Consider the following 22,835-nt stretch of genomic DNA (forward strand, 5'->3'; position numbering starts at 1 on the left):
GTGATCAGAGTATCGACACTGCCCGACACGGCGTTACTCGATTCTTGATAACCCCCTTTATCAACTTCAGCTATCTCCGATTCTCCTTCGCCGCCGATAGCGTCACCGCGTCCGCTGGAGTCATGCCGACGCCTCAACGAACAGCACGCGGGAGAAGCACACACCATGAGCCACAACATCACCACCGCGCCGCGAAACAGCCTCGGGACCGCTGGGTTCGTCCTGGGCCTCGTAGGACTGGTGTTCTCGTTCATCCCACTGATCGGAGTGGTCGCCTGGCCCCTGGTGATCATCGGTCTCGTGCTCTCGCTGGTCGGCATTGCGAGGGCGCGAAAGACGGCGGCGAGCAAGGGACTCGCGATCGCGGGGACCGTCCTCTCCGCGATCGGGTTGCTCGTCTGCATCACCTGGGTCGGCGCGGTCAGCAAGGCTGTCGACGAGGCACAGCGGAACGAGCTGAAGCCTGTGGCGTCCGGTCAATCACCGGCCGCAGGGCAGCACACCGTCGTCTTCGAGCTCAGCACGGATCAGGCGGTGAACGTTCAGTACGGCGACCTCGCCGATCAGCGCACTCTCGTGGCGGACCCGACTCAGGAGTGGCGGCAGGAGTTCAGTTTCGGGGGCGGCTCCCACCACCTGATGCTGTCCGCCACCCCGGTCGGCAACAGCGATCTCACCAGCACCATCACCTGCTCGATCACCGTCGACGGGGAAACGGTCGCGCAGCAGTCGAACCCCTTGGGCGTGTGGTGCAACGCCAACGTCAGAAAGTGAACCGCCCGGCACAACCCTCACGTTCCGACATTCGCACAAACCCCTTGCCCAGACCGGGAGAAACCCGACATGTCCGCAGCGTTCGACCCGACCACCAGCCAGGTAATCACGCCATCCCCGAAGTCCCCGAAGAGATGGCCTTGGATCGTGGCCGTCGTCGCCGCTTTCGCAGCAGGCGCCACCACCACCATGGTTGTCATGAGCGGGAGCAGTGACGAGAAGGAGACCGAACCCGCCCAAGAGGCCCTGTTCGAGAACAGCGAGAGCCCTACCACGTTCGTAGTAGAAGAGGAGCCCCCTCCACTCCCTTCACCCGGGGACTTCGCAATCGAGCTGCGGATTCTCAGCAAGCAGTGCTTCGGATCCGCCGGCTGCAACGTCTCGTATTCCATCGAGCCCGTTTACCTGGGCAGTGAGCCGCTCGACGACGTCTCCGCCACGGTGACGTACGAGGTTTTGGGGGGCGACAGCGGACCTCAGATCAATTCGTTCACTTTGGACGGCGATACGATCACGTACCGGGAGGAAGAGTTCATCTCGATTCCTTCTTCCTCGACCGAACTAAAGATCGAAGTCACGGACGTCTTCTGAGCCAGGCGTGGCAGGCTTGGGTGGCCTCGCTTCCTCAGCGGTCGCGAGGAACGTGACCGCTGAGGAAGCGTCAGAAGGTTCGTCAGACGTCGAACTCGCCCGCCTTCACGCCTGCGATGAAAGCGCGCCACTCGCTGTCGGTGTACGTGACCGACGCTTCGTCGGGGCGCTTGGAATTGCGCACCTCCACACCGCCCTCGATGCGACGGAACTCGACGCAGTTGTCGGTCTGTGCGCTGAAACTCGACTTACGCCAAGGACCACCGCTAGCGGTCATCTTCATATTGTCGACTCCTTGGTGTCGATCACCTCGGCAATGAGCTTCGCGGAATCCTCCGCACTCATCGCCACCTTGCGAACCTTCTCGACAGCCGACCAATACACCTCGATGTCGGCTGGTTCATGCAGGAACAGCCCGGAGATACGATTTTCCAGGTGCACCACACCCGCGCCGTCGAGCGATTCCACCAACAGGAAAGGACCATCCAGCCCTGGATGCCAATCCGACTGCATCGGGATCACGCGCAAGTCGACATTGGGCCGCTCGGCATGTGCAAGCAAGGCATGCAACTGATCGACCATCACTGCGGGCCCACCGATGTCGGCGTGTAGCGCGGATTCTCCGATGAACGCGTCCAAACGCACTGGGTTTCGACGCGTGACGATCTCCTGTCGCCCAATCCGTACAGCGACGCGTGTGTCGATCTCACTCGCGGGGACGTCAGCTTGCCGCATGATCGCTCTCGCATAGTCGCCGATCTGCAACAACCCCGGTATCAGCAGCGTCGAGACCGTCGCGATGTACGCGGCAGTGCGTTCGACTTCGAGCAGACCCGCGAGCTGCGGCTTCTGTTCGGGCATACCGACGGACAACCAATGGGGACCGTCCGCGCCGCGTGCCAGTTCCACAAGTTGTTGCCTGACCTCGGCAGACGCCCCGACCTTGGCGAGGTACGCGGAGACGTCCTCCGGCTTCGGGGAGCGGTGGCCGGTCTCCCAGCGCGAGACGGTGGCGTGCGAGGTCTCCAGCATCGCGGCCACCTGCCGTACGCCGAGCCCAGCGGCTTCGCGAGCCTTGCGTAGTTCGGCGCCCAACGCTCGCGCCTTCGGTGTGGTACCGGGCATGCACCAGAGGATACGCACTCGACCACGGCGGGTGATTGTCCCTCGATCGGTGCATTGACCCCCGCGCGTCACCCACTGACACCGTGGTACCGCAACACTGGTACCAGCAGTACCGAAGAGATCGGAGGGCTCAATGCAGCGCTATCTCTGGCAACAGGCGGGCGGACGACGACACGTCTACGACACCGAGCGCGACATCGCCGCGCCCGGGCGTGCGTTGGTCGCTCTATGCGGGGAGGTCGTCACCCCTACCGTCGACGACATCACGGGGCTGTGGCTCGATCGGACCTGCCTCGCCTGCGATCGCGAAGTACGCGTGCGACTGGGGTTTCCCGCCGACGAGATCCCGCCGGTACCGGCACTGGAGGGGGCGAAGTGATCAGCCCTGAGCCCTACGCCGTCCTCACCCGGCAACAGTGGCAGCTGCTCCACGACGCTCTCGCCGACCTGTGCAGCGCATCAGGCGGACGCCACGAGGATCTTCACGATCTCGCCGTCGGTGTCCTGGAAACCAGTCGCCCCGCTCACTGGACGACGTCGATGGAGGACAGCCCCGCCCGACCACTGTGGTGCCGTGTCTACGAGATCATCGGCGCGCTCGCCCATCTCGCCGACGCCGCCCCACACGACGTGCGCCAGATCCGGCGGCTCGGCGTGGAGGTGAAGTGGCTCGCCGAACACATGCGCGCCTTCCCCGACCCGGTGCGAAGCGCGGCGTGCGGCGATGTGTGACGGCCCTGCGCTCGGCCCTCTCACCGACGACCGGCCCACCGTCACGTTCCGGCGGCTCGACGACGTTCGTCCTGCCCGGCCTGCCCTGACGGCGGCCGACGTTCGTCACGCGCTGCGGCACACCGGTTCACCGACGCTCGACGTGTTGCAGCGCGTCGTCGAAGGACTTCGGCGGCTGGCGTGACAACCCGGCCGACGCCGCTGTGCCGACACAGCAGCCGGAAGTGCGGACTTGCGTGCGATCGGTGTGGACACATGTTCGTGGACCGAGGACACGAGTGCACAGGCTGCGGACACGAGTGCGGGAAGCGCGGACACGCGTGCGCAGCCCGAGGACACGCCCGGCTGCCTCGCCGGGGCCGGGGCCGGGGCGGGTCAGCTCGACGCCGTGACCGCGTCTCGGGCCTTCGAGCCTTGGTCGGTCGTCTCGCGGGCGCAGTGGGCGCAGCAGAAGAATCGGCCCTCGACCTCCACGCCGTGCCCGACGACCCGGCAGCCGCAGTGCTCGCAGATCGGCGCGAGCCGGTGGATGGCGCACTCGAACGAGTCGAACGTGTGCACCCCACCTCCCACGGTGCGGATCTCGAACGTCATGTCGTAGTCGTTGCCGCACACCTCGCACTGGGCCATGGCGGTCACCTCCGTGGGCTTTCCAGGGGACGGACAGGCACCCGTAGGCATTCCCCTGCCCGTCCCCCGGAAACCGCTCACTCACCCGAGCGGGAGTCCTCCTTCTCACCCTCCGGCGGTGTCGGCTCGGCCTTCGCCAGCTTCGACGGCCACCAGACCTTCCTGCCGATGTCGATGGTCAACGCCGGCACCAGCAGCGAACGCACGATGAGGGTGTCGAGCAGGACACCGAACGCCACGATGAACGCGAGCTGCGCCAGGAAGAGGATGGGCAGCACCGCGAGCGCGGAGAACGTCGCCGCGAGCACCACGCCCGCCGACGTGATGACCCCGCCCGTCACCGTGAGGCCGCGCAGGGTGCCCTCGTGGGTGCCAACCGACAACGTCTCCTCCCGCACGCGGGTCATGAGGAAGATGTTGTAGTCGATGCCGAGCGCCACCAGGAACACGAACCCGAACAGCGGCACCGCCGGGTCGGCGCCGGGGAAGTCGAACACGTGGTTGAACACCAGCGCCGACACGCCCATGGTCGCGGCGAACGACAGCACCACCGTGGCGATGAGCAGCAGCGGCGCCACCAACGCCCGCAGCAGCAGCGCGAGCACCGCAAACACCACCACCAGCACGATCGGAATGATCACCGTGCGGTCGCGCTCGGAGGTCGTCCGCGTGTCCAGTTGCTCGGCCGTCGACCCACCCACCAAGGCGTCCGCGCCGTCGACGGCGTGCACGGACTCACGCAGCCGCTCGACCGTGGCGATGGCCTCGTCGGAGTCGGCGGCGTCGGACAGCGTGGCGCTGATGCGGACGAGCCCGTCGGCGGTGCCGGTGATCTCCGCCTCCGCCACTCCCCGCACGCCCTCGGTGGCGGCGAGCACCTCGTCGGCCCGCGAGGCGTCGGCGATCACCACGGCGGGCGAGCCGGAACCGCCGGGGAAGTGCCGCGACAGCACTTCCTGCCCCGCCACCGACTCGACCTCGTTCAGGAAGATGTCGGACTCCGCCGTGCCACTCGCCTTCAGCTGCGGGACGAACGCCGCACCGACGAGCAACACCAGCGACGTCACCAGCCACACCGCGCGCGGACGCTTGTCGACCCGCTTGGCGATGCGGCCCCAGAGGGCACCGGACTCCGGCGGCGCCGAACCCTCCATCGGCCGGAACGGCCAGTACGCCGCCCGACCGATGAGTGCCAGCACGGCGGGCAGGAAGGTCATGGACGCCAGCACCGACGACACGATGCCGATGGTCGCCACGGGACCGAGTCCCTTGTTCGACTCCAGGTCGCTGAACAGCAGGCAGAGCAGGCCCAGGATGACGGTGCCCGCCGACGCCACGACGGGTTCGATCGTCGCGCGCCACGCCGTGCGCATCGCCGCCACCTTGTCGCCCGTCGTGCGCAGTTCCTCGCGGTAGCGCGCGACGAGCAGCAACGCGTAGTCGGTCGCCGCGCCGAAGACCAGGATGAACAGGATGCCCTGGCTCTGGCTGTTGAGGCTGATGACGTCGGCGTCGGCGAGCACGTAGACGAGCACGCTCGCCAGCGAGAGCGCGAAGACCGACGAGATCAGCACCACCAGCGGCAGCAGCGGGCTCCGGTAGACGACCACCAGGATCAGCGCGACCACCGCGGCGGCCACCAGCAGCAACAAGCCGTCGATGCCGCCGAACGCCTCGGCGATGTCCGCGACCTGCCCCGCGGGGCCGGTGACGTACACCGAGAGACCGTCCGGCGGACTTGCGAAGAGCTCGCGCATCGGTTCGACCACGTCGCCCGGTTTGGCGGTGATGGGCACGATGAGCTCCAGCGCCCGACCGTCCTCCGAGGGAATGGGCGGGGGACCCTGCATCGTGCCGTCCCAGCCGGCGATCTCCGCGCCCTTCTCGGCCAGGTACCGCTGGTCCTCGCCCGTGATGCCGGAACCGCGTTCGGCGACCACGATGGCCGGGATCGCCTCGGTGTCGGCGAACTGGCGTTCCAGCTCGGTCACGCGAGTCGACTCGGCCGATTCGGGCAGGAAGTACGAACTGTTGTTCTCGGAGATGCTGCTCAGCTTGCCCGCGTACTGCCCGCCGAACGAACCGACGGCGAGCCAGACGACGATGAGCAAGGCCGGGACCAGCCATCGAGCCGTGCGCACAGCGTTCCAATCTTTCGATTATCGAAACAAATCTACGGACGGAATACTAAGGCCGGGCTCCGAGCACGGCGTTTCGGGCCCGGACCTGGGTTACCTCTAGTGCCCCGAACCGAGGGAAAGGACACACGGCGGTGAGCGGCGACACACGCGGGGTGGACGACGGCACGCTCGTCGGTTACATCCGCGCGCTCATGATCGAATCGAGCCGGTTCATCAACGCCTTCGGCGACTCGCACGCCCTGCACCGCTCCGACCTGGCGGCACTGGTGGCGATCATGGACGCGGCCGGTCGCGGTCGTCCGCTCAGTCAGGGCGAGCTCGCGACCGAACTACGGCTCAGCGCCTCGGCCACCACGTCGGTACTCGACCGGCTGCAGGCACTCGGACACATCGAACGCCGCCGGGACTCCCGCGACCGCAGGCGGGTCGTCCTGCACATCCGCCCCTCGGCCCAGAAGCTGGGGTTCGAACTGTTCGGCCCGCTCGGCATGGCGTACGCGCAAGCCTGGGCCCAGTTCGACGAAGACGAGCGGCGTATCATCGCCCGGTTCCTCGCCGCGACCGTGGAGGCCACGAAGCACACCCGGCTCCAGCCGCACCGGGAGGCCTGAGTCGTTCAGTCCCCGACACGCTCGGCATGCCAGGCGCGCAGGCCGCGCACCAGCAGGTCCAGCCCGAACTGGAAGGTCTCCATAGGCTCACGGTGGGCGCCGACGCGAATGGCGGCCGCAAGGTACGGGTACCGCTCGGCGTCGGTGACGGCCGTGTACAGCTCACTGTCGTCGACGTCCTCCAGTGAGCGGTTCGCCTCCTGCTGCCATTCGAGCGCCATACCGCCGATGTAGCCCCCCAGCACGAAGAACACCTGCTGCGCGTCGGCGGGCGTGAACCCGGCGTCCACGAGCACGCCGATCGACCTGTCGATCTCGGCCAGGCTTTCGGGTGTCGGCCGGTTACCCGCGATGACCTGCGGCGCGTCGCGAACGGAGATCATCGCCTCGAACATCGCGCGGGTACGTTCCATCAACCATTCCCACCAGGGCTGACCGTCCGCGGGGCCGTCGAAGGAGTCGGTACGGCCACGCCGGAGCAGGTACTCGGCCATGCTGTCGAGCAGCTCCCGCTTGTCGGAGATGTGCCAGTACAGAGTCGGTGCGGACACGCCGAGTTCGGTGGCGATGCGGCGCAGGGTCACGGCGGCGAGTCCATGCCTGCCCAGCAGGTCCACGGCCTTCTCGACGATCAGCTCTTTCGACAGCGCCTTCCCGGCCTTTCCGGCCTTCCCCGACTTCTCCACCTTCTCCGGCTTTCCCGGCGCCCCACCAGCCATGCTTGACACTCTAACACCGTTAGAGGCATCGTTTTCTCTAACAGCGTTAGAGAGGGGATGCGATGACGACACCGGCGATCCACGTCACCGGACTGGAGAAGTCCTACGGCTCCACCACCGCCGTGGCCGGGATCGACCTCGACGTGCACCGCGGCGAGATGTTCGGCTTTCTCGGGCCGAACGGCGCCGGCAAGTCGAGCGCGGTCAAGGTGCTGTGCACGCTGACCGAACCCACGGCGGGCACGGCGGTGGTAGCCGGACACGACGTGCGTACCGAACGGCACCACGTGCGCAGACGCATCGGAGCTGTGTTCCAGGAGTCCACACTGGACATCTTTCTCCCGGCGGAGCAGAACCTGCGTTTCCACGGCGAACTCCACGGTCTGCCGAGAAAAGTTCTGCGTCGCCGCATCGACGAGGTACTCGACTTCGTCGGTCTGACGAAGCGCCGCCACGATCCGGTACTGAGCTTCTCCGGCGGGATGAAACGGAAGCTGGAGATCGGCCGGGGACTGCTGCACACGCCGGAGGTGCTCTTCCTCGACGAACCCACCGTCGGACTCGACCCCCACACCAGGGCGTCGGTGTGGGAGTACATCGCGACGTTGCGCGACGCCTGGAACGTCACGGTCTTCGTCACCACCCACTATCTCGACGAAGCCGAGCACTGCGACCGCATCGCCATCATGAACGAGGGCCGCATCGTCGCACTGGACGCACCGGACGCTCTCAAGAGCACCGTCGGAGCCGACCGCGTCCGGCTGCGCACCGAGAACGACACCGCCGCCGTCAAACAGCTCCGCGACTCCTTCGGCATCGACGCCACCGTCCACGACGGCTCCGTGACGTTCGCAATCGCCGACGGAGGCGCCTTCGTGCCCCGGCTGTTCGAACGCCTCGACATCGCCATCGACACCGTCACCGTGACCCGGCCGAGCCTGGACGACGTGTTCATGGCCTACACCGGGCGCACCATCACCACCCCGGAAGGAACCGCCCGATGAACCAGGCACTGACGACTACCCCGACATCCCTGCCGACCATGTCGCCGGGCGGCCTCACACACGAGCTGCGGGCCGTGGTCGCGGTGTGGCGCAGAGAGGTGGCATGGCTCGCCCACGACAAGCGGCGCGCCGTCATGACGCTGTTGCAACCGCTGATGTACCTGTTCGTCATGGGCACCGGTCTCGCCGGGATCGTCGAACCGGGTGGGCCGCTCGACTTCAAGACTTTCCTCTTCCCCGGCGTGTTGGCCATGGGCGTGGTGTTCACGGCCGCGTTCGGTGGCGTCTCCGTGGTGTGGGACAGGGAGACGGGCTTCCTCCGCGAGATGCTGGTGGCCCCGATCTCGAAGTCCGCCATCATCCTCGGCAAGGCGCTGGGAGCGGCCACCACCGCGATGGCGCAGTCGGCCGTCCTGCTGCTGCTGGCCGGACTCGCCGGCGTGCCCTACGACCCGCTGCTGTTCGTGGCCCTGCTCGCGTTGCTGTTCGTCGGTGCGCTGCTGGTCACGGCGTTGATCATGCTGCTCACCGTGCGGATAAAGCGCGCCCAGTCGGCGATGCCCACGAGCAGCATGGTGATCACGCCCATGATGTTCCTCTCCGGAGCGCTGTTCCCGGTGGGCGACCTGCCCGGCTGGCTGCACGTGGCCACGGTCCTCAACCCGTTCACGTACGTCGTGGGCCCCATGCGGGCGGCGGTGTTCGCCTCACTCGATCCCGCCGTGTCGGAGAACGTCCATGCCGGACTCACCTGGGCGGGCTGGGCCGTGCCCGTGCCGGTGCAGGTGTTGGTGGCCGTCGCGAGCACGGTCGTGTTGCTGGGCTCCGCCGTCGCGCGGTTCAACCGCACGGAATGAGCGGGTTTCCGACGGCCCGACGCGCTGTGGCCGCACCTCGTCACGGGGCGGACGCGTACCCGAACTGCGGACACGCGTGCGTAGCTTGCGGACACGCGTGCGTAGTCTGCGGACACGGCGGGGTGGCGGCCCGGCGCTCCTAGAGTGGTTTCCGTGGAACTGTTCGACGGTGGCCCCGTGGTGAGCGACGGCGGGTTGGCGACCGAGCTGGAGGCGCGGGGGCACGACCTCTCCGACGCGTTGTGGTCGGCACGGCTGCTGCTCGACGCCCCGGACGAGATCGTCGCGGCCCATCGCGCCTTCTACGAGGCGGGTGCGGTCGTGGCCACCACCGCGAGCTACCAGGCCTCCTTCCCCGGTTTCGCCGAACGCGGCCTCGACCGCGCGGAGACCACGAGGCTGCTGCACCGCAGCGTGGCGCTGGCGCGCCGGGCCGGGGAGGAGTTTTCCGGCGACGGACGGCGTCGGTTCGTGGCCGCCTCGGTCGGCCCGTACGGCGCGGCACTCGCCGACGGCTCGGAGTACCGGGGCGACTACGGGCTCACGGTGGCTCAGCTCCGCGACTGGCATCTCCCCCGCCTCGAAGCCCTGGCCGAGGCCGAACCCGACCTGCTGGCCGTCGAGACCGTTCCCGACGTCGTCGAAGCGGAGGCGCTGGTCGGCGCGTTGGCCGGACTCGGTGTGCCCGCCTGGCTGACCTACACCGTCGAGGGCGATCGCACCCGCGCGGGTCAGCCGCTCGCCGAGGCCCTCGCGGTCGCGGCGGAGGCACCCGACGTCGTGGCGGTGGGGGTGAACTGCTGCGCGCCCACCGACGTGGCGGACGCAATCGCTTGCGCCCGAGCCGTCACGGACAAACCCGTCGTGGTGTACCCAAACAGCGGCGAGAAGTGGGACGCGCGCCGACGCGCCTGGACGGGCCCCTCGCGGTACTCCTCGGAACTCGCGAGGCAGTGGGTGGCCGCGGGCGCGCGGGTGATCGGCGGCTGCTGCCGGGTGAGCCCGGCCGACATCGCGGAGGTCGCCCGCGTGCTGTGAGCGCCCCGCGCCTCACTCGAAAGTGACAGCGCCATTCATCGACAGACCGTTCCGGACGGTGCAACCGCGATTACCCGAAACGTGGTCGCAGGCATAGTCCCGAGGAAGTAAGGGAACACGCGAAGCGGCTCCGGCGAGTTGCCCGTGTACCGTAGAAGTGATCCACTCGAAGTCGGCACACGGGGCACGACACAACGCACGACACAACAATGTCTCGTGGGCGAGGATGAAGGGTGGTAATGCCGCGATGACCTCAATACTCGATCCCGACGTTGAGTACGTCGTGCTGTGCGGATCGCGGCACGAACGCATCGGCTACGCACCGAAGGCCGAGGTCCACCACGAGTCCACCCCGTTGCACCTGGCGTTCTCCTGCTACCTATTCGATCAGGAAGGCAATTTCCTGGTCACCTGGCGCGCCAAACACAAGCGCACCTTCCCCGGCGTCCGCACCAATTCCTGCTGCGGCCACCCCGGCCCCGGCGAAATCATTCCGGACGCGATCGCACGGCGGCTCGCCGAGGAACTCGGGACGACGGCCGATCGCATCGAGCTGGTGCTGCCCGAATTCCGCTACGAGGCCACCATGGCGGACGGCGTCCGCGAAAACGAGGTGTGCCCCGTGTACCGCGCCACGGTGAACACTCGACCGAACGTCGTTCCGAATCCCGAGGAGGTCGACGACACGGCCTGGGTCCCGTGGCGACAATTCGTGGCCGAAGTGGAGGCCGACCGCACCAGCGTGTCACCGTGGTGCGCCCTCCAGGTCGACCAACTGCTCGCTCTCGGCCCCGACCCGCTCTCCTGGCCGGTCTCCGACGACAGCCGGCTGCCCGACGCGGCACGGGAGCCGCTGGAAGCCCGCCGCTGGACGTAGGACCGCGGCAAAGCAGGGGCTGTCACACGACGACGAACCGAATACGCCATGATCACCCCTCGGCAAGGCACGAACGGGTGACCGATGGCACGGGCGCGAGTACGCCGTGCCCGGTCTCGGCGGACACCCGCATGTCAGGTGCCGGCAGCGGTTCGACAGGTCGTCGTGGAGCGTCGTGAGCAACGGAGACAAACCAACGCAGGACAACGGTCGGGGGCACCACAGGTCGATCCGGAAGCGGCTGGCGGGCACCGTGCTGGTCCCGAGCATCGCGCTCCTGCTGCTGTGGGTCGGAATGTCCGCGTACTTCGTCGTGGACGCGTTCTCCCTGCGTGCCGTGGGGTCGAGCGTGCAGCGGGTGTCGATCCCCGCGATCACCTCGCTGAGCCGACTACAGCAGGAACGGCAGCTGTCCCTGGTCTACCTCGAAAAGCAGTGGGTCGGCCTGCTGGAACTCCAGCAACAGCACCAACGAGTCGACGACTCCATCGCCACCCTGCGGGAGGCGATGGACGAGATCCGGGACGACCTGCCCGAGGAGATCGCAAGCCGTATCGGCGATCTCGAACGCGGCCTCGCCCGGCTTCCCGACGTTCGTTCCGGAATCAATCTGCGAACCTCCTCGCCCGAGGAGGTGAACGAGTACTACAACGGACTCATCGACACCGCCACGCGCCTGTTCGACACGCAGGCCCGCCTCGTTCCGGACGTGGAGGCCACCCAGAACGGTCTCATGGCGACTGAGCTCTTCCGGGCCTCCGACCACATGTCGCGGGCGGCCTCACTGGCCTCGACGGCCTTCGCCCACGGCAACTTCACCTCGACCGACCACCGCATGTTCTCCGAGCTGGTCGGCTCCTACCGCTCGATACTCAGCGCGGCCGCCCCCAACCTGCTCCCCGACACCCGCCGCTCCTACGACGAGCTGGTCTCGGCCGAACGCTGGGAAGCCCTGCAACGCGTCGAGAACGAGCTGATCGCCCACGGCCCCGGCCATCTCGACGTGGCCGGGTTCTCCCTCACCGGCGTCGAGCTGCGCGACCTCACCAACCAGGTCTCCAACGACCTCGCGTCACTCACCATCACGCAGGCCGATCGAACGGCGTCGGAAGCACTGGAGGGCGCGAGCAGCAATCTCACCAACGTGCTGCTGGGCAGCGCGCTCACGCTCCTCGCCGCCCTCGCGTCGATCCTGGTCGCCTTCCGGGTCTCCAACACGTTGGTCGACCGCACCCTGATGACCCGACTCGAACGGCTGCGCAACGACTCGCTCGAACTCGCCAGCACCCGACTGCCGAACATCGTGAAGCGGTTGAAGGACGGCGAGGCCGTGGACGTGAACGCCGAGCTGCCCCGACTCGACCACGGTCGGGACGAGATCGGGCAGGTGGCCGAGGCGTTCAACCTCGCTCAGCTCACGGCCGTCAACGCGGCGGTCAGCGAAGCGAAGGCCCGCAAGGGTGTGAACAACGTGTTTCTCGGCATCGCCCACCGCAACCAGGGCCTGGTGCATCGCCAGCTGCAGATCCTCGACCGGATGGAGAGCCGGGAGGAGAATCCGGCGCAGCTCAAGAGCCTGTTCCAGCTCGACAACCTCGCCACCCGAGCTCGCCGCACCACCGAGAACCTGATCATTCTCGGCGGAAAGCAGCCCGGTCGGCGCTGGCGCAAGCCCGTCAAGCTCCTGGACGTGCTCCGAGCCGCGATCTCCGAGACCGAGCACTTCTCACGCGTCGAGGTGGAGCCCGTCCCCGACGTGGCGCTCGTGGGGTCCGCGGTGGCCGACACCATTCACCTCGTCGCCGAGCTGGTGGACAACGCGACGACGTTCTCACCTCCGGGATCGCCCGTGTACCTGAGCGGGACGAAGGTGGCGCGCGGCGTGATCATCGACATCGCCGACCAAGGGCTCGGGATGAAGGACGAGGTCCGCGAATGGGCGAACTCGATGATGGCCGAGCCGCCCGAGTTCGACGCCATGGCCATGAAGGCCGATTCGAGTCTCGGCTTGTTCGTGGTCGCGCGGCTCGCACACCGCCTCGGCGCGAAGGTCACCTTTGACTCCTCCCGCTACGGCGGTACCCGAGCCACCGTGTTGCTGCCCACCGACGTGCTGGCCAGTGAGGAGCAGGCCACCGACACCGACTCGGGTTTTCACGCCATGCTGGCGAAGACGCCCGAGCTCAAGGTGCACGACCCAGCCGTCACGACGCCGGAGCAAGAGGCCGCGGCGGCAGCGACGCAGGCCTCGCCGAACCCGATGTCCGCCCCGGAACAGCCCACGCACCAGTCGCCCGCTCACGCGCCTCGGTTCGAGTCGGCCGTCCCCGTGAACGGGTCGTCCCCCACGACGCCGACGTCCCGACCGGGTGAAGCGGGGACGGCCCCCGTGCGGGAGGAGGAACCTTCGGCCACGGCCGGAGTCTCCGAAACGCCCGCCGGGGGACTTCCGCGGCGAAAGGGAGGACGCGCGCTGCTGCCGAAACGAAGGCCACAGGAAAATCTCGTTGAGCAACTGCGGAACGATCCCGAATCCGCCCACAGCGACTTCGAACGCTACGCGGACCGAACCCGCAATACGCTGACGGCGTTCCACAGGGGCACCCGCAGGGGACGCGACGCCGACGACGCGTCCCGATCGACCGAAGCTAACTGATAGGGGGAGCGGACCCAGCGATGAACGACACCGGTAATTCCGCGTCGGATCTCAACTGGCTGCTGGACGACATGGTGGATCGTGTGGTCGGGGCTCAGCACGCCGTGGTGCTGTCGGCCGACGGTCTGCTGATGGGCAAGTCCAACGCCTTGTCCAAGGACGACTCGGACCAACTCTCCGCGATGGCCTCCAGCCTCCAAAGCCTCGCCAAGGGCGTCAGCCGTCACTTCCAGCGCGGCCCCGTGCTGCAGACCCTGGTGGAGATGGCCGAGGGCTACTTGTTCGTCTCCGCCGCCGGTACGGGCGCGTGCCTCGCCGTGCTCGCCGAGGAGTCGGTGGACGTCGAAATGATCGCCTACGAGATGAACCGCCTGGTCAAACGCGTCGGCGACTACATGACCGCCGCGCCGAGGAACCCGGCGGCCTCGGGGACGTGAGATGGACGAGCAGTGGTACGACGAAGCGGCCGGACCGCTGGTGCGGCCGTACACCATCACCAAGGGCCGAATACCGGGGCCGGAACTCACCCTGGACATCGCCACCCAGGTGATGGCGCTGTCCGGAGCGAAACGCGAGGGGTCGGGCCTCACCCCCGAACACGTAGCGATCCTCGATCTCTGTGAACGCCCGTTGGCGATCGCGGAGATCGCGGCTCATCTGAAGGTCCCGATCGCCGTGGTGAAGGTGCTGTGCGGCGATCTCATCGAACGAGGTCAGGTGATCGTGCGGTCGCCCTCCCGACCGACGCAAGCCCCGGATCGTCACTTACTTCAGGCGGTGCTCGATGGTCTTACCAAGCTCTGACGGCGGCACGACGTCCGTGGTGCCCACCCCGCTCAAAATCATCGTCGCCGGTGGCTTCGGCGTGGGCAAGACCACGCTGGTGGGTTCGGTGAGCGAGATCCCTCCTCTGTCCACAGAGGAATTGATGACGACGGCCAGCGACGGGGTCGACGACCTCACCGGGATCGAGGCGAAGCGAACGACGACGGTCGCGCTCGACTTCGGCCGCATCACCATCTCGCCGCACCTCGTGCTGTACCTGTTCGGCACGCCGGGCCAGGAGCGCTTCTGGTACATGTGGGACGAGCTCGCGCGGGGAGCGATCGGCACCGTCGTGTTGGTGGACACCCGCAGGCTCGACAGCAGCTTCTCGGCCATCGACTTCTTCGAACACCGGCAGATCCCGTTCATCGTGGCGGTGAACCGCTTCGCCGACGCGGACGACTACACCGAGGAGGAGATCCGCGGCGCCTTGGCGATCTCGCCGAACGTGCCGCTGATGTTCTGCGACGCGCGCCAGCGGGAGTCCAGCAAGCTCGTGCTGATCCGACTCGTGCGCCACGTGATGAGCAAACTGCCCAAACCCGCGATGGCGGCCTCGAACGCCTAGGCCCGAACTCGCTGAAGGCCACCTCCCCGTCCGTGGGAGGTGGCCTTCGCCGTGGGCGAGTCGAACCCGGCGGGCGACTGTTCGCGGACGAGGTGCCGTGGCGGCCGCGTACTACGGTGTGGTCGACGTGGCTCGCGCGAGCAGCCCGTCGACGAAGGCCCGAAGCCCTTGCAGGTAGGTGTCCCGCGCCGAGAGGGTGACCCATTCCCCACCGAGAGAGGTCAGGTGCGGAAACCGGGTCGTGCTGAGATCGGCGAAGAAATCGTCGCGGTCGACGGGGCGCACGTCCTCCGGAGGTCGCCCCGCGGAACGCGCCCGGACCAGGATCTCGCCGACCGTGTAGTACCACAGGCTGCGGAAGACGTACACGGCCTGCGCGGGAGTACAACCGCCGGCGACGGCGCCCTCCACGATGGCCTCGACCAGCCGGAGGGCCGAGTCGCCGACCCGGACGACGAAGCCGTCCGCGGTGAGGATCTCCGCGGCCCACGGCCAGGCCGCGAGCGCGTCGTGGATGGCGGCCGTGGCCACGACGATGCGTTCCCGAGGATCGCTCGGCAGGTCGGGTAGCGGTACCCGGTCGGCGTACTCGCGGATCAACAGGAGCAGCAGGTCCTGTTTGCTCCGCACGTGGTGATACAGGGTCGTCGTTCCGACGCCGAGCTCGGCGGCCAGTTGCCGAACGGTCAGTTTCTCCCAGCCGTCGCGGTCGATGAGCCGACGGGCCGCCGCGAGGATCTGCGCGCGGGAGGTCACCGGCGGCCTGCCCGCACGACTTCGCGATTCGTTGCGTCGGACCACCGCCCCATCATGCCCCTCCCGCTCAGCCACCCGGCACTCGCCGTTGTGTGTTCGACAGCACTCCGCTTCGGTGCTACATTTCGGAACATGTTCGAAAATTATGCTGGGGGACGGCGCGGGGAGGCCGGGCCGCGATGACGAACACGGAATCGGCGCCCGACGGCCCCCGTCTGGCCGGAAACACTCGTTCCGGACTCACCCTTGCCTCGGTAGCGGTCGTTCAGTTCCTCGTGTCCGTGGACCTCACGATCGTGAACGTCGGACTTCCCCGGATCGCCGAAGGTCTCGGGTTCGACGGCGTGGGCCTCACCTGGGTCGTCCACGCCTACGCCCTCACCTTCGGAGGGCTGCTCCTCCTGGGCGGGAAGATCGCCGACCGGTACGGCCACAAACGCGTCCTGACATTGGGGCTCACCGTGTTCGCCCTCGCCTCGCTCGCCGGCGGTTTCGCCACGGAACCGGGCCACCTGATCGCCGCGCGCGCGGTTCAGGGCGTGGGCGCCGCCGCACTGGCGCCTGCCGCGCTCGCGCTACTGACCGCGACCTTCCCGTCGGGCGCCCCTCGCGTCAAGGCCTTCGGGATCTGGAGCGCGATGAACGCCGCCGGAGGCGCCCTCGGGGTTCTGATCGGCGGCCTGCTCACCGAGTACGCCGGTTGGCAGTGGGTCATGTTCGTCAACGTTCCGATGGCGGGCTGCGCATTGGCACTGACCTGGCGCGGAGTCTCCGTCGACCGGCCCGCCGCCCGCCGTGGCCGCCCGGATGTGCCGGGGGCCGTGCTCGCCACCGCGGGGATGACCCTGCTCGTGTTCGGCATCGTCCGGACCGAGCGGTATTCGTGGACGTCGACGACCACGTTGGCGACCCTGCTCATCGCCGTCGTCCTGCTGGCCGCGTTCCTTCACGTCGAGCGCACCACCTCCCGCGACCCGCTGATCCGGCTCGGGTTGTTCACCAACCGGTCGGTGGCCGGCGCCAACGCCTACAACCTGCTGCTCGGCGCCGCCATGGCCTCGGCCTTCTACTTCGTGTCCCTCTACCTCCAACGAGTGCTCGGCAGCGGCCCGGCACTGGCCGGTGTCCAGTGCCTGCCGTTCGCGATCGGGGTGATCGTGGGCTCCGTCCTCGCCGTCAAACTCGGACTCCGGGTGCCCCGCCGAACCCTTCTGGTCATCGGCGGTGTGGTGACCGCGGCGGGATTCGCGTGGTTCGGGACGCTGAGCGCCGACGGCTCGTTCCTCGCCGACGTCCTGGGCGCGTCGCTCGTCACCAGCGTCGGATTCGGGCTCTGCCTCGGACCGGTCGTCTCCACGGCCACCGTGGGCGTCGCACCCCACGAAGCCGGTACCGCGTCGGGCCTGCTCAGCAGCACCAGGCAGATCGGCGCGTCACTCGGCCTCGCCGCCCTCGGCACCACCGCCCACGACCACACCGGAGGAAGCACCACGGCCGAGGCACTCGCCGGAGGCTACGCACTGGGCATGACGATCTGTGCCGTGCTGCTGCTCGGGGCCGCGTTCGTCGCCCTCACCGTGTTGCCGCGCACGGACCCGAAACCGGCGACGTAGCACCCACTTCGAGGGCGACTCCCAATTGGTCCTAAAAGGATCGACCGACTTCGGAACGTAGCCGCCTGCCAGTTCATTGTGGATATCGAAATTCGCCGGGCGCGGCCGGTCGGCACGGCAGCGAGTTCGACCGCACCTCGCGGTGGTCCGTCGCGACCCGAACACGAAGCGTAGCGGTGTTCGAGCCACCGGTTGACCGGCTCTCGCCTCCCGCCTGTCTCACGAAAGTTGCCGCACCGGTCGACTAGGCTCCCTCCGCATGCCGGGTAGGGTCGCACGTTGGACCGTGGTGGACTTGTTCTCCGGTGCTGGCGGAGCCAGCGCCGGTTTTCACGCACATCCGGATTTCGCCGTTGTCGCCGCCGCGGACGCGCAACTGGGAAAACCCAGCAGCCCTCCCGGAAAACTCGGCTGCAACGACACCTATCGCACCAACATCGGCATCTCCCCGCTCGAAATCGATCTGGGCAGGTCGAGCGGGGACGAACTCAAGGAAATACTGCGACTGGCGGAACCGCCGACCGTACTGATCGCGTGTCCCCCTTGTACGGGATTCTCCCGCACCAACGCCACCAATCACCTCCGCGACGACCCCCGGAACAGCTTGGTGAGCCACGTAGCCGAGTACGTGAAATCACTCCGGCCGTCGATAGTCGTCATGGAGAACGCCAGGGAATTGCTCATGGGCCGCTTCGCCCATCACTTCCGCTCCCTCAAGGAACGAATCGAGGAACAGGGTTACGAGGTCCGAGCTCGAACCCACTTCCTCAACGAGTTCGGACTACCCCAGACACGGGAACGCGCGTTGGTCGTCGCCGCGCGTAAGCCGCTTCGCGTGCGCACCCTGGAAGAGTTGTGGGAGGGCTTTCGGATCGACGAGAAGGCCACCCACGTGCGCCGCGCCATCTGGGAGCTACCGCCGGTCAAGGCGGGGCAGACACACCCCGACGACCCCATGCACGTGTCCCCCACCTTCCGGAAGAGCACCTCGCTGAAAAGACTCAAGGCGATTCCGCGCGACGGCGGCTCTTGGCGCGATCTGACCCGCTCGAAAAGAACGCGTCGATTCATGACACCGGTGATGCGTCGCCTGGAGGAGGCGGGGAAGTTCGGCAGCTTTCCCGACGTGTACGGACGCCTGTGGTGGGATCGCCCTTCCGTCACCATCAAGCGGGAATGCAGCCATGTCGGCAACGGCCGGTACGCCCATCCCGAACAGGACCGACTCTGCACCGTACGCGAGATGGCCATCCTTCAGGGATTCCCCGCCGACTACGTCTTCGAGGGCAGCGTCAACAACCGCTACCGCCATATCGGCGACGCGGTTCCCCCGTTGATTTCCCGCCAACTCGCCAGTGTCTGTGAATGGGTTCTCAGCGGAAGGAAACCCGACATCGAGGAAACCATCCTGCCCAACACCCACCTGTCGGTCGGCGACATACTGCGCAGCTAGCTCGCCGCGACGAGGAAACCAGCTTTCCCGGCGCGTACAATCCGGCGAAGCTGACCCGCCCGACCGAAAACGGTCACGACGTTCGCTCGGCCCACGGACACGAGGCTCGGTGATGACATGGGTGCCGCCGGGAGAAACCCCGCTGCCTCCTCGCCCTCCGTGACGGCTCGCATGCGGTCGCAGCGAGAACGGGACACGACGACCGAGCTTCGCATCCGCAGGTTGCTCTGGCGGAACGGACACCGGTACCGGAAGCACTACCGGGCTCTTCCCGGCCTACGTCGCGAGGTGGACATAGCCTTTCCGGGGAAGAAAGTCGCCGTCTTCGTCGACGGTTGCTTCTGGCACGGCTGCACGGAGCACAAATCCACCCCGAAGGCCAACCGGAAGTGGTGGCTCGACAAGATCGAGGAGAATCGTCGTCGCGACCGGGACACCGACGAACGCCTGAAGAAGCTGGGCTGGACGGTGTTACGAGTCTGGGAACACGAAGATCCACATTCCGCTGTGGACAGAATTGTGCGCTTGCTGACCCAAGGGTGATCGTCCGGATCGAACCGATCGACTCGATCCGAGCGGCACCGCGACGGATGCCGCTTCCCGTGCTAGCAGAGCTACGCCGCCGCCAAGAATGCACCCCGCCTCCGCGGGCACTCCGGTATTAGCAAGATCACCTCCGTGTATCCTCCATACCCCGGAGACACATATCCGAGATTGCCGAGAACCGTGCATCGACGAAAATTTGGCCAAGCGTTTCAGCAATTTGCTCATATGAGCGGAACGACCTGTCGGCCGCTGGACGAATGGCTCGGTCTCCGCACGTTGCCGCATGACCATTGATGGGGTACTCATGTTTCGAAATGTCAAGTCGACCGCCGTCGCCGCGATGCTCTGCGCCGTGACCGGGGCCGCACTGGCCGGGTGCGACGAGGGGTCGGAGTCGGAGGCGGAGGCACCGAAGTCCTCGGCGAACGCCGAAGCCGGCAAAGAAGCGTCCTCCGGGGCGGAGAAGATCACCGTCGAGGGGCACTCGGTGAACGTCTCCTGCTCGGGTGAGGCCGCCGAGGACCAGCCGGTGGTCGTTCTGCTGCCCGGCCTCGGCGACGACGTGAGCAAGATGGCCGATCTGCAGCAGACCCTGAGCGAGAAGACCAAGGTCTGCTCCTACGACCGGCTCGGCCAGGGTGAGAGCGACCAGCCGGAGGACGTGCAGACCCTCGACAGCGTCGACAAGCTCCTCACCGGGGTGCTGGACAATGTCGCCGAAGACCGTCCGGTCGTGCTGGCCGGGCACTCCCTGGGGGGCCTGCTCGCCGCTCAGTACGCTCCCGCCCACACCGACCGGGTCGTGGGACTCGTCCTCATGGACGCCACGCCTCCGTCCACTCTCGACGACACCAAGGAGGCCATCCCGGAGTCGGCCAGCGGTCCGGCGGCCGAGCTGCGTGCCCAGACCATCGCGATGTACAGCGGTGAGAACCCGGAGATGCTCTCCCTCGAAGGGGCGAAGGTGGGGTCCGCCGGGGACATGCCGGTGGAAGTGATCGAGCACGGGCAGCCCTACCTCGCCGAGCTCCCCGAGTACGGCGAGCTGCTGGAGAAGGCGTGGGGCGAGGGACAGCGCAAGTGGCTCGAACTGTCCGAGAACAGCAACCTGACCACCGCGAGCGAAAGCGGCCACCACATCTACGTCGACCAGCCCGACGTCGTCGTCGAGGCCGTTGAGCGCGTCCTGGCCGAAGCCGGGAAGTAACGGAACGGAACTCGGTTCGCGCGGCCCTTTCCCGCGGACCGACTTCCGCTCGAATCATCGAAAACGCGAGGAAGCCCGTTGCCGTGCCGGATCACGCTCTCGACCCGGCACGGCAAGGGAGCCGATGCGAGGTTCGCCGGGCGCAGCGCTTGAGGACGTCTTCGGTGAGAAGTCCGAGTGGTTCCCCTGGGTAAAGGGTGAGCCGCTGTCGCCGCGGGGCGTCCGGCATCCGGGCTGATCCGGACTTCGTTGGTGGGCCGCCTGGGACTCGAACCCAGAACCTATGGATTAAAAGTCCACAGCTCTGCCAATTGAGCTAACGGCCCGCCCTGGAGTGTAGCGTCGAGCGGGTGCGGCGAGCGCAGGAGGCGGTCGTTGGACCGAGCACCGCAGCTCACCGCGTCCTCAAGCGGCGGGCACGAGCGGGTACGGCGTTCGAAGACACGTGCCCCGGTCCGCACGCCGTTGTGCGGCGCGGGGCACGCGGTGAACTCCCGAAGGAGCTTCTCAGCACTTTCCGCAGCAGCCGCAGTTCGGACCGCTGCAGGAACCGCAGCAACCACACCCACTCATGGCAATCACCACCCTCTCGGGACGTGTTCCGTGCCAGCCCCTGACGCTATGAGTCCCCCACCGCACGCGGCACCACTACCAGGGTGAATCGACCGGTAGCTCTCCGTGAAGCTCCTCGCCCGTTCCGGCCCGTCGCGCCGGGGCCCGGCGACTCCGGCGCGAAGTCGCTCCCTCGACCCGCCCACCGCTGGTCACGGCACGTACCGGGGCATGTTCGAAACGAACGTCGCGGTCCGAAATCGCACGCGGTCCGCGGGCTGGTCGGGCTGAGTTCCCGCCGGACGTGTCACACTGCGCAACGTGGAGTACCAACTCACGGCCGAACTCGCCTCCCCACCCGAGGCGCCGGACCTGGACCCGTTGCAGCAGGTCGGCGTCGTCTCGCTGCTCGACGAGCGGTTGAACAACCTCGCGAGCATCGAGGGCCCGGACGGCATGGAGATCGTTCCGGTTGAGCACTCCATCGAAGCGCATCTCGGTGGTGCCGTGGTGAACTGGCTGCTCGACGCGCCCGCCCTGGTGTTCGCCGAGGACGCCACCCGCTCCGTGCTGGAGCAGCTGATCGACGAGATCGACCTGCTCGCGGGCTGGGAGGTCAAGCACTGCGCGGTGACCGCGACCGACGACCAACTCGCCAGCGCGCTGGCGGTGTCGCTCGACCCGGACGAGTTCCCCGACGGACTGCCCTCGGACCTCGACGACACCGGTCTCGCGCGCACCTTCGTGCTCGACTCGGGGGAGACCGACGAGATCGCCTCCGCCATGTCCGAGGCCGAGCTGGTCGACCGCAGAGCGAGCCTGCTGCGCGCGAGCACCTACTTGAAGGCCTTCGGCCTCGACGTCTTCGGCGTGGCCGACGAGGAGCGCGCGAGGTACGTGGCCGGGGCGCTGATGCACGGTGTCGAGATGCTCATCGACGAGTTGTTCGGCGACGTGCAGATGCTGGAGGACGAGGACGCCACCGCCGACGAGGTGGAGGCCCTGTGGGCGGTGGACGAGTTACCTCAACAGTACGTGGACCGGTACAGCGCGCTGTTCGCCAAGCAGTTCCTCGTCACCACCTCGATTCTCGGGCACCGGCTCACCAGGGAAGGCTGGGGCGGGCCGTTGTCCGTGGCCGAGGCGCTCGCGTTGCGTATCGCGGAGTCGCGCGCCGAGGTGGAACTCGATCTCGCCGAGATCCTGGACCCCGACGAGATCGACGGCGTCTACACCGCCTTCAACGAACGCGCCCTGGCCGGGCTCGACCTCGACCTGCTGTACACGGTCCCCGAGTCCGAGCTCACCGCCGACCTGGCCTTCCCCAGTTGGTTCAGGCCACGCGCCGAGTCCGGCGACACCACGCCGCACCCGTACCTGGCCGACGAGGACGACGGCGAGGACTGACGAGGACCGGCCTCCTTTCGGCTTGGGCTTTCCGAGTGATTCCCGTGGGCGGCGCGTTCCGGCGTTAACCGAAAACGCTTCACGATTCAAGACTGCACAGGGCAGCGCCTCCCACCTAGCGTGCGGGCCTACCCCTCGCCCTCTGCGCGACCA

The 22,835-nt window shown here is 67.4% G+C and carries 25 protein-coding genes and 1 tRNA gene; 19 read left to right on the forward strand and 7 right to left on the reverse strand.

Annotated features, from left to right (window positions below; genetic code table 11):
* Positions 1–165: 165 nt before the first annotated feature.
* Both SACGLDRAFT_RS20010 and SACGLDRAFT_RS21615 read left to right on the forward strand, forming a co-directional pair.
* Positions 166–774 carry a DUF4190 domain-containing protein gene (locus SACGLDRAFT_RS20010; protein WP_005466820.1) on the forward strand — a complete coding sequence of 203 codons (609 nt, stop codon included), beginning with the start codon at positions 166–168 and terminating at the stop codon, positions 772–774.
* A gap of 69 nt (positions 775–843) precedes the next feature.
* Positions 844–1,365 carry a hypothetical protein gene (locus SACGLDRAFT_RS21615; RefSeq protein ID WP_005466821.1) on the forward strand — a complete coding sequence of 174 codons (522 nt, stop codon included), beginning with the start codon at positions 844–846 and terminating at the stop codon, positions 1,363–1,365.
* 82 nt (positions 1,366–1,447) lie between these two features.
* On the opposite strand, the gene SACGLDRAFT_RS20020 is transcribed toward SACGLDRAFT_RS21615, so the two are convergent.
* On the reverse strand, positions 1,448–1,648 hold the full coding sequence (locus SACGLDRAFT_RS20020) for a DUF397 domain-containing protein (protein ID WP_005466822.1): 201 nt from the start codon (positions 1,646–1,648) through the stop codon (positions 1,448–1,450).
* Positions 1,645–2,490: a helix-turn-helix domain-containing protein gene (locus tag SACGLDRAFT_RS20025; protein ID WP_005466823.1), complete on the reverse strand. Its 846-nt coding sequence runs from the start codon at positions 2,488–2,490 to the stop codon at positions 1,645–1,647. Before SACGLDRAFT_RS20025 ends, SACGLDRAFT_RS20020 begins: the two co-directional genes overlap by 4 nt.
* A gap of 133 nt (positions 2,491–2,623) precedes the next feature.
* Here SACGLDRAFT_RS20025 and SACGLDRAFT_RS20030 point away from each other — a divergent pair, with 133 nt between their 5' ends.
* Genes SACGLDRAFT_RS20030 through SACGLDRAFT_RS20040 form a run of 3 tightly spaced genes read left to right on the forward strand, consistent with a single transcriptional unit; the run spans position 2,624 to position 3,406 of the window.
* Positions 2,624–2,869, forward strand: a complete 246-nt coding sequence (locus SACGLDRAFT_RS20030) for a zinc finger protein (RefSeq protein ID WP_005466824.1) — start codon at positions 2,624–2,626, stop codon at positions 2,867–2,869.
* Positions 2,866–3,222 carry a hypothetical protein gene (locus tag SACGLDRAFT_RS20035; protein WP_005466825.1) on the forward strand — a complete coding sequence of 119 codons (357 nt, stop codon included), beginning with the start codon at positions 2,866–2,868 and terminating at the stop codon, positions 3,220–3,222. The genes SACGLDRAFT_RS20030 and SACGLDRAFT_RS20035 overlap by 4 nt, the downstream gene beginning before the upstream one ends.
* Positions 3,215–3,406, forward strand: coding sequence for a hypothetical protein (locus tag SACGLDRAFT_RS20040; protein WP_040919354.1), 192 nt, complete (start codon positions 3,215–3,217; stop codon positions 3,404–3,406). The genes SACGLDRAFT_RS20035 and SACGLDRAFT_RS20040 overlap by 8 nt, the downstream gene beginning before the upstream one ends.
* Before the next feature lie 191 nt (positions 3,407–3,597).
* Here SACGLDRAFT_RS20040 and SACGLDRAFT_RS20045 read toward each other — a convergent pair whose 3' ends face one another.
* Positions 3,598–3,852, reverse strand: a complete 255-nt coding sequence (locus tag SACGLDRAFT_RS20045; RefSeq protein ID WP_005466826.1) for a hypothetical protein — start codon at positions 3,850–3,852, stop codon at positions 3,598–3,600.
* Between the two features lie 77 nt (positions 3,853–3,929).
* Positions 3,930–5,993, reverse strand: a complete 2,064-nt coding sequence (locus SACGLDRAFT_RS20050; RefSeq protein ID WP_005466827.1) for an MMPL family transporter — start codon at positions 5,991–5,993, stop codon at positions 3,930–3,932.
* A 131-nt stretch (positions 5,994–6,124) separates the two neighbouring features.
* On the opposite strand from SACGLDRAFT_RS20050, the gene SACGLDRAFT_RS20055 reads away from it, so the two are divergent.
* Positions 6,125–6,604: a MarR family winged helix-turn-helix transcriptional regulator gene (locus SACGLDRAFT_RS20055; RefSeq protein WP_005466828.1), complete on the forward strand. Its 480-nt coding sequence runs from the start codon at positions 6,125–6,127 to the stop codon at positions 6,602–6,604.
* Between the two features lie 5 nt (positions 6,605–6,609).
* Here SACGLDRAFT_RS20055 and SACGLDRAFT_RS20060 read toward each other — a convergent pair whose 3' ends face one another.
* Positions 6,610–7,323: a TetR/AcrR family transcriptional regulator C-terminal domain-containing protein gene (locus tag SACGLDRAFT_RS20060; RefSeq protein WP_005466829.1), complete on the reverse strand. Its 714-nt coding sequence runs from the start codon at positions 7,321–7,323 to the stop codon at positions 6,610–6,612.
* A 62-nt stretch (positions 7,324–7,385) separates the two neighbouring features.
* Between SACGLDRAFT_RS20060 and SACGLDRAFT_RS20065 the strand changes: the two genes are divergently transcribed.
* The 8 genes from SACGLDRAFT_RS20065 to SACGLDRAFT_RS20100 all read left to right on the forward strand — a co-directional run bounded on the left by SACGLDRAFT_RS20065 (position 7,386) and on the right by SACGLDRAFT_RS20100 (position 15,148).
* Entirely contained in the window at positions 7,386–8,327 is a 942-nt protein-coding gene (locus SACGLDRAFT_RS20065) for a daunorubicin resistance protein DrrA family ABC transporter ATP-binding protein (RefSeq protein ID WP_005466830.1), read from the forward strand.
* Positions 8,324–9,184: an ABC transporter permease gene (locus SACGLDRAFT_RS20070; RefSeq protein ID WP_005466831.1), complete on the forward strand. Its 861-nt coding sequence runs from the start codon at positions 8,324–8,326 to the stop codon at positions 9,182–9,184. Before SACGLDRAFT_RS20065 ends, SACGLDRAFT_RS20070 begins: the two co-directional genes overlap by 4 nt.
* A gap of 153 nt (positions 9,185–9,337) precedes the next feature.
* The gene (gene mmuM, locus SACGLDRAFT_RS20075; protein ID WP_005466832.1) at positions 9,338–10,222 is read left to right on the forward strand and encodes a homocysteine S-methyltransferase; all 885 of its coding nucleotides are present in this window, start codon (positions 9,338–9,340) and stop codon (positions 10,220–10,222) included.
* Positions 10,223–10,469: 247 nt separating this feature from the next.
* Positions 10,470–11,099, forward strand: a complete 630-nt coding sequence (gene idi, locus SACGLDRAFT_RS20080; protein WP_040919357.1) for an isopentenyl-diphosphate Delta-isomerase — start codon at positions 10,470–10,472, stop codon at positions 11,097–11,099.
* 175 nt (positions 11,100–11,274) lie between these two features.
* Positions 11,275–13,755: a sensor histidine kinase gene (locus SACGLDRAFT_RS20085; protein WP_005466834.1), complete on the forward strand. Its 2,481-nt coding sequence runs from the start codon at positions 11,275–11,277 to the stop codon at positions 13,753–13,755.
* A 20-nt stretch (positions 13,756–13,775) separates the two neighbouring features.
* The gene (locus tag SACGLDRAFT_RS20090; protein ID WP_005466836.1) at positions 13,776–14,192 is read left to right on the forward strand and encodes a roadblock/LC7 domain-containing protein; all 417 of its coding nucleotides are present in this window, start codon (positions 13,776–13,778) and stop codon (positions 14,190–14,192) included.
* 1 nt (position 14,193) lies between these two features.
* Positions 14,194–14,559 carry a DUF742 domain-containing protein gene (locus SACGLDRAFT_RS20095; protein ID WP_005466837.1) on the forward strand — a complete coding sequence of 122 codons (366 nt, stop codon included), beginning with the start codon at positions 14,194–14,196 and terminating at the stop codon, positions 14,557–14,559.
* Positions 14,540–15,148: a GTP-binding protein gene (locus tag SACGLDRAFT_RS20100; protein WP_005466838.1), complete on the forward strand. Its 609-nt coding sequence runs from the start codon at positions 14,540–14,542 to the stop codon at positions 15,146–15,148. The genes SACGLDRAFT_RS20095 and SACGLDRAFT_RS20100 overlap by 20 nt, the downstream gene beginning before the upstream one ends.
* Positions 15,149–15,259: 111 nt before the next feature.
* On the opposite strand, the gene SACGLDRAFT_RS20105 is transcribed toward SACGLDRAFT_RS20100, so the two are convergent.
* Positions 15,260–15,949: a TetR/AcrR family transcriptional regulator gene (locus tag SACGLDRAFT_RS20105; protein ID WP_232284005.1), complete on the reverse strand. Its 690-nt coding sequence runs from the start codon at positions 15,947–15,949 to the stop codon at positions 15,260–15,262.
* A 134-nt stretch (positions 15,950–16,083) separates the two neighbouring features.
* Between SACGLDRAFT_RS20105 and SACGLDRAFT_RS20110 the strand changes: the two genes are divergently transcribed.
* The 4 genes from SACGLDRAFT_RS20110 (at position 16,084) to SACGLDRAFT_RS20125 (ending at position 20,723) form a co-directional block, all read left to right on the forward strand.
* Positions 16,084–17,517 carry an MFS transporter gene (locus SACGLDRAFT_RS20110; protein ID WP_005466840.1) on the forward strand — a complete coding sequence of 478 codons (1,434 nt, stop codon included), beginning with the start codon at positions 16,084–16,086 and terminating at the stop codon, positions 17,515–17,517.
* 259 nt (positions 17,518–17,776) lie between these two features.
* Positions 17,777–18,970, forward strand: coding sequence for a DNA cytosine methyltransferase (locus tag SACGLDRAFT_RS20115; protein WP_005466841.1), 1,194 nt, complete (start codon positions 17,777–17,779; stop codon positions 18,968–18,970).
* Between the two features lie 117 nt (positions 18,971–19,087).
* Positions 19,088–19,513: a very short patch repair endonuclease gene (locus SACGLDRAFT_RS20120; protein ID WP_005466842.1), complete on the forward strand. Its 426-nt coding sequence runs from the start codon at positions 19,088–19,090 to the stop codon at positions 19,511–19,513.
* Between the two features lie 307 nt (positions 19,514–19,820).
* Positions 19,821–20,723 (forward strand): alpha/beta fold hydrolase, encoded by a 903-nt coding sequence (locus SACGLDRAFT_RS20125; RefSeq protein ID WP_005466843.1) that lies wholly within the window; start codon positions 19,821–19,823, stop codon positions 20,721–20,723.
* 250 nt (positions 20,724–20,973) lie between these two features.
* On the opposite strand, the gene SACGLDRAFT_RS20130 is transcribed toward SACGLDRAFT_RS20125, so the two are convergent.
* Positions 20,974–21,049: transfer RNA gene (locus tag SACGLDRAFT_RS20130), tRNA-Lys, on the reverse strand.
* 547 nt (positions 21,050–21,596) lie between these two features.
* Here SACGLDRAFT_RS20130 and SACGLDRAFT_RS20135 point away from each other — a divergent pair.
* Positions 21,597–22,682 (forward strand): hypothetical protein, encoded by a 1,086-nt coding sequence (locus tag SACGLDRAFT_RS20135; protein ID WP_005466845.1) that lies wholly within the window; start codon positions 21,597–21,599, stop codon positions 22,680–22,682.
* The last annotated feature ends 153 nt before the right edge of the window (positions 22,683–22,835 follow it).

Source organism: Saccharomonospora glauca K62 (assembly GCF_000243395.2).
Lineage (GTDB): Bacteria > Actinomycetota > Actinomycetes > Mycobacteriales > Pseudonocardiaceae > Saccharomonospora > Saccharomonospora glauca.

Bases quoted from the DNA above. Each gene is read 5' to 3' on its own strand.
- idi (WP_040919357.1), top strand. From the start codon at position 10,470: ATGACCTCAATACTCGATCCCGACGTTGAGTACGTCGTGCTGTGCGGA.
- SACGLDRAFT_RS20120 (WP_005466842.1), top strand. From the start codon at position 19,088: ATGGGTGCCGCCGGGAGAAACCCCGCTGCCTCCTCGCCCTCCGTGACG.
- SACGLDRAFT_RS21615 (WP_005466821.1), top strand. From the start codon at position 844: ATGTCCGCAGCGTTCGACCCGACCACCAGCCAGGTAATCACGCCATCC.
- SACGLDRAFT_RS20020 (WP_005466822.1), bottom strand. From the start codon at position 1,648: ATGAAGATGACCGCTAGCGGTGGTCCTTGGCGTAAGTCGAGTTTCAGC.
- SACGLDRAFT_RS20045 (WP_005466826.1), bottom strand. From the start codon at position 3,852: ATGGCCCAGTGCGAGGTGTGCGGCAACGACTACGACATGACGTTCGAG.
- SACGLDRAFT_RS20125 (WP_005466843.1), top strand. From the start codon at position 19,821: ATGTTTCGAAATGTCAAGTCGACCGCCGTCGCCGCGATGCTCTGCGCC.
- SACGLDRAFT_RS20110 (WP_005466840.1), top strand. From the start codon at position 16,084: ATGACGAACACGGAATCGGCGCCCGACGGCCCCCGTCTGGCCGGAAAC.
- SACGLDRAFT_RS20060 (WP_005466829.1), bottom strand. From the start codon at position 7,323: ATGGCTGGTGGGGCGCCGGGAAAGCCGGAGAAGGTGGAGAAGTCGGGG.
- SACGLDRAFT_RS20065 (WP_005466830.1), top strand. From the start codon at position 7,386: ATGACGACACCGGCGATCCACGTCACCGGACTGGAGAAGTCCTACGGC.
- SACGLDRAFT_RS20090 (WP_005466836.1), top strand. From the start codon at position 13,776: ATGAACGACACCGGTAATTCCGCGTCGGATCTCAACTGGCTGCTGGAC.
- SACGLDRAFT_RS20010 (WP_005466820.1), top strand. From the start codon at position 166: ATGAGCCACAACATCACCACCGCGCCGCGAAACAGCCTCGGGACCGCT.
- SACGLDRAFT_RS20030 (WP_005466824.1), top strand. From the start codon at position 2,624: ATGCAGCGCTATCTCTGGCAACAGGCGGGCGGACGACGACACGTCTAC.
- SACGLDRAFT_RS20025 (WP_005466823.1), bottom strand. From the start codon at position 2,490: ATGCCCGGTACCACACCGAAGGCGCGAGCGTTGGGCGCCGAACTACGC.
- SACGLDRAFT_RS20040 (WP_040919354.1), top strand. From the start codon at position 3,215: ATGTGTGACGGCCCTGCGCTCGGCCCTCTCACCGACGACCGGCCCACC.
- SACGLDRAFT_RS20070 (WP_005466831.1), top strand. From the start codon at position 8,324: ATGAACCAGGCACTGACGACTACCCCGACATCCCTGCCGACCATGTCG.
- SACGLDRAFT_RS20115 (WP_005466841.1), top strand. From the start codon at position 17,777: ATGCCGGGTAGGGTCGCACGTTGGACCGTGGTGGACTTGTTCTCCGGT.
- SACGLDRAFT_RS20095 (WP_005466837.1), top strand. From the start codon at position 14,194: ATGGACGAGCAGTGGTACGACGAAGCGGCCGGACCGCTGGTGCGGCCG.
- SACGLDRAFT_RS20100 (WP_005466838.1), top strand. From the start codon at position 14,540: ATGGTCTTACCAAGCTCTGACGGCGGCACGACGTCCGTGGTGCCCACC.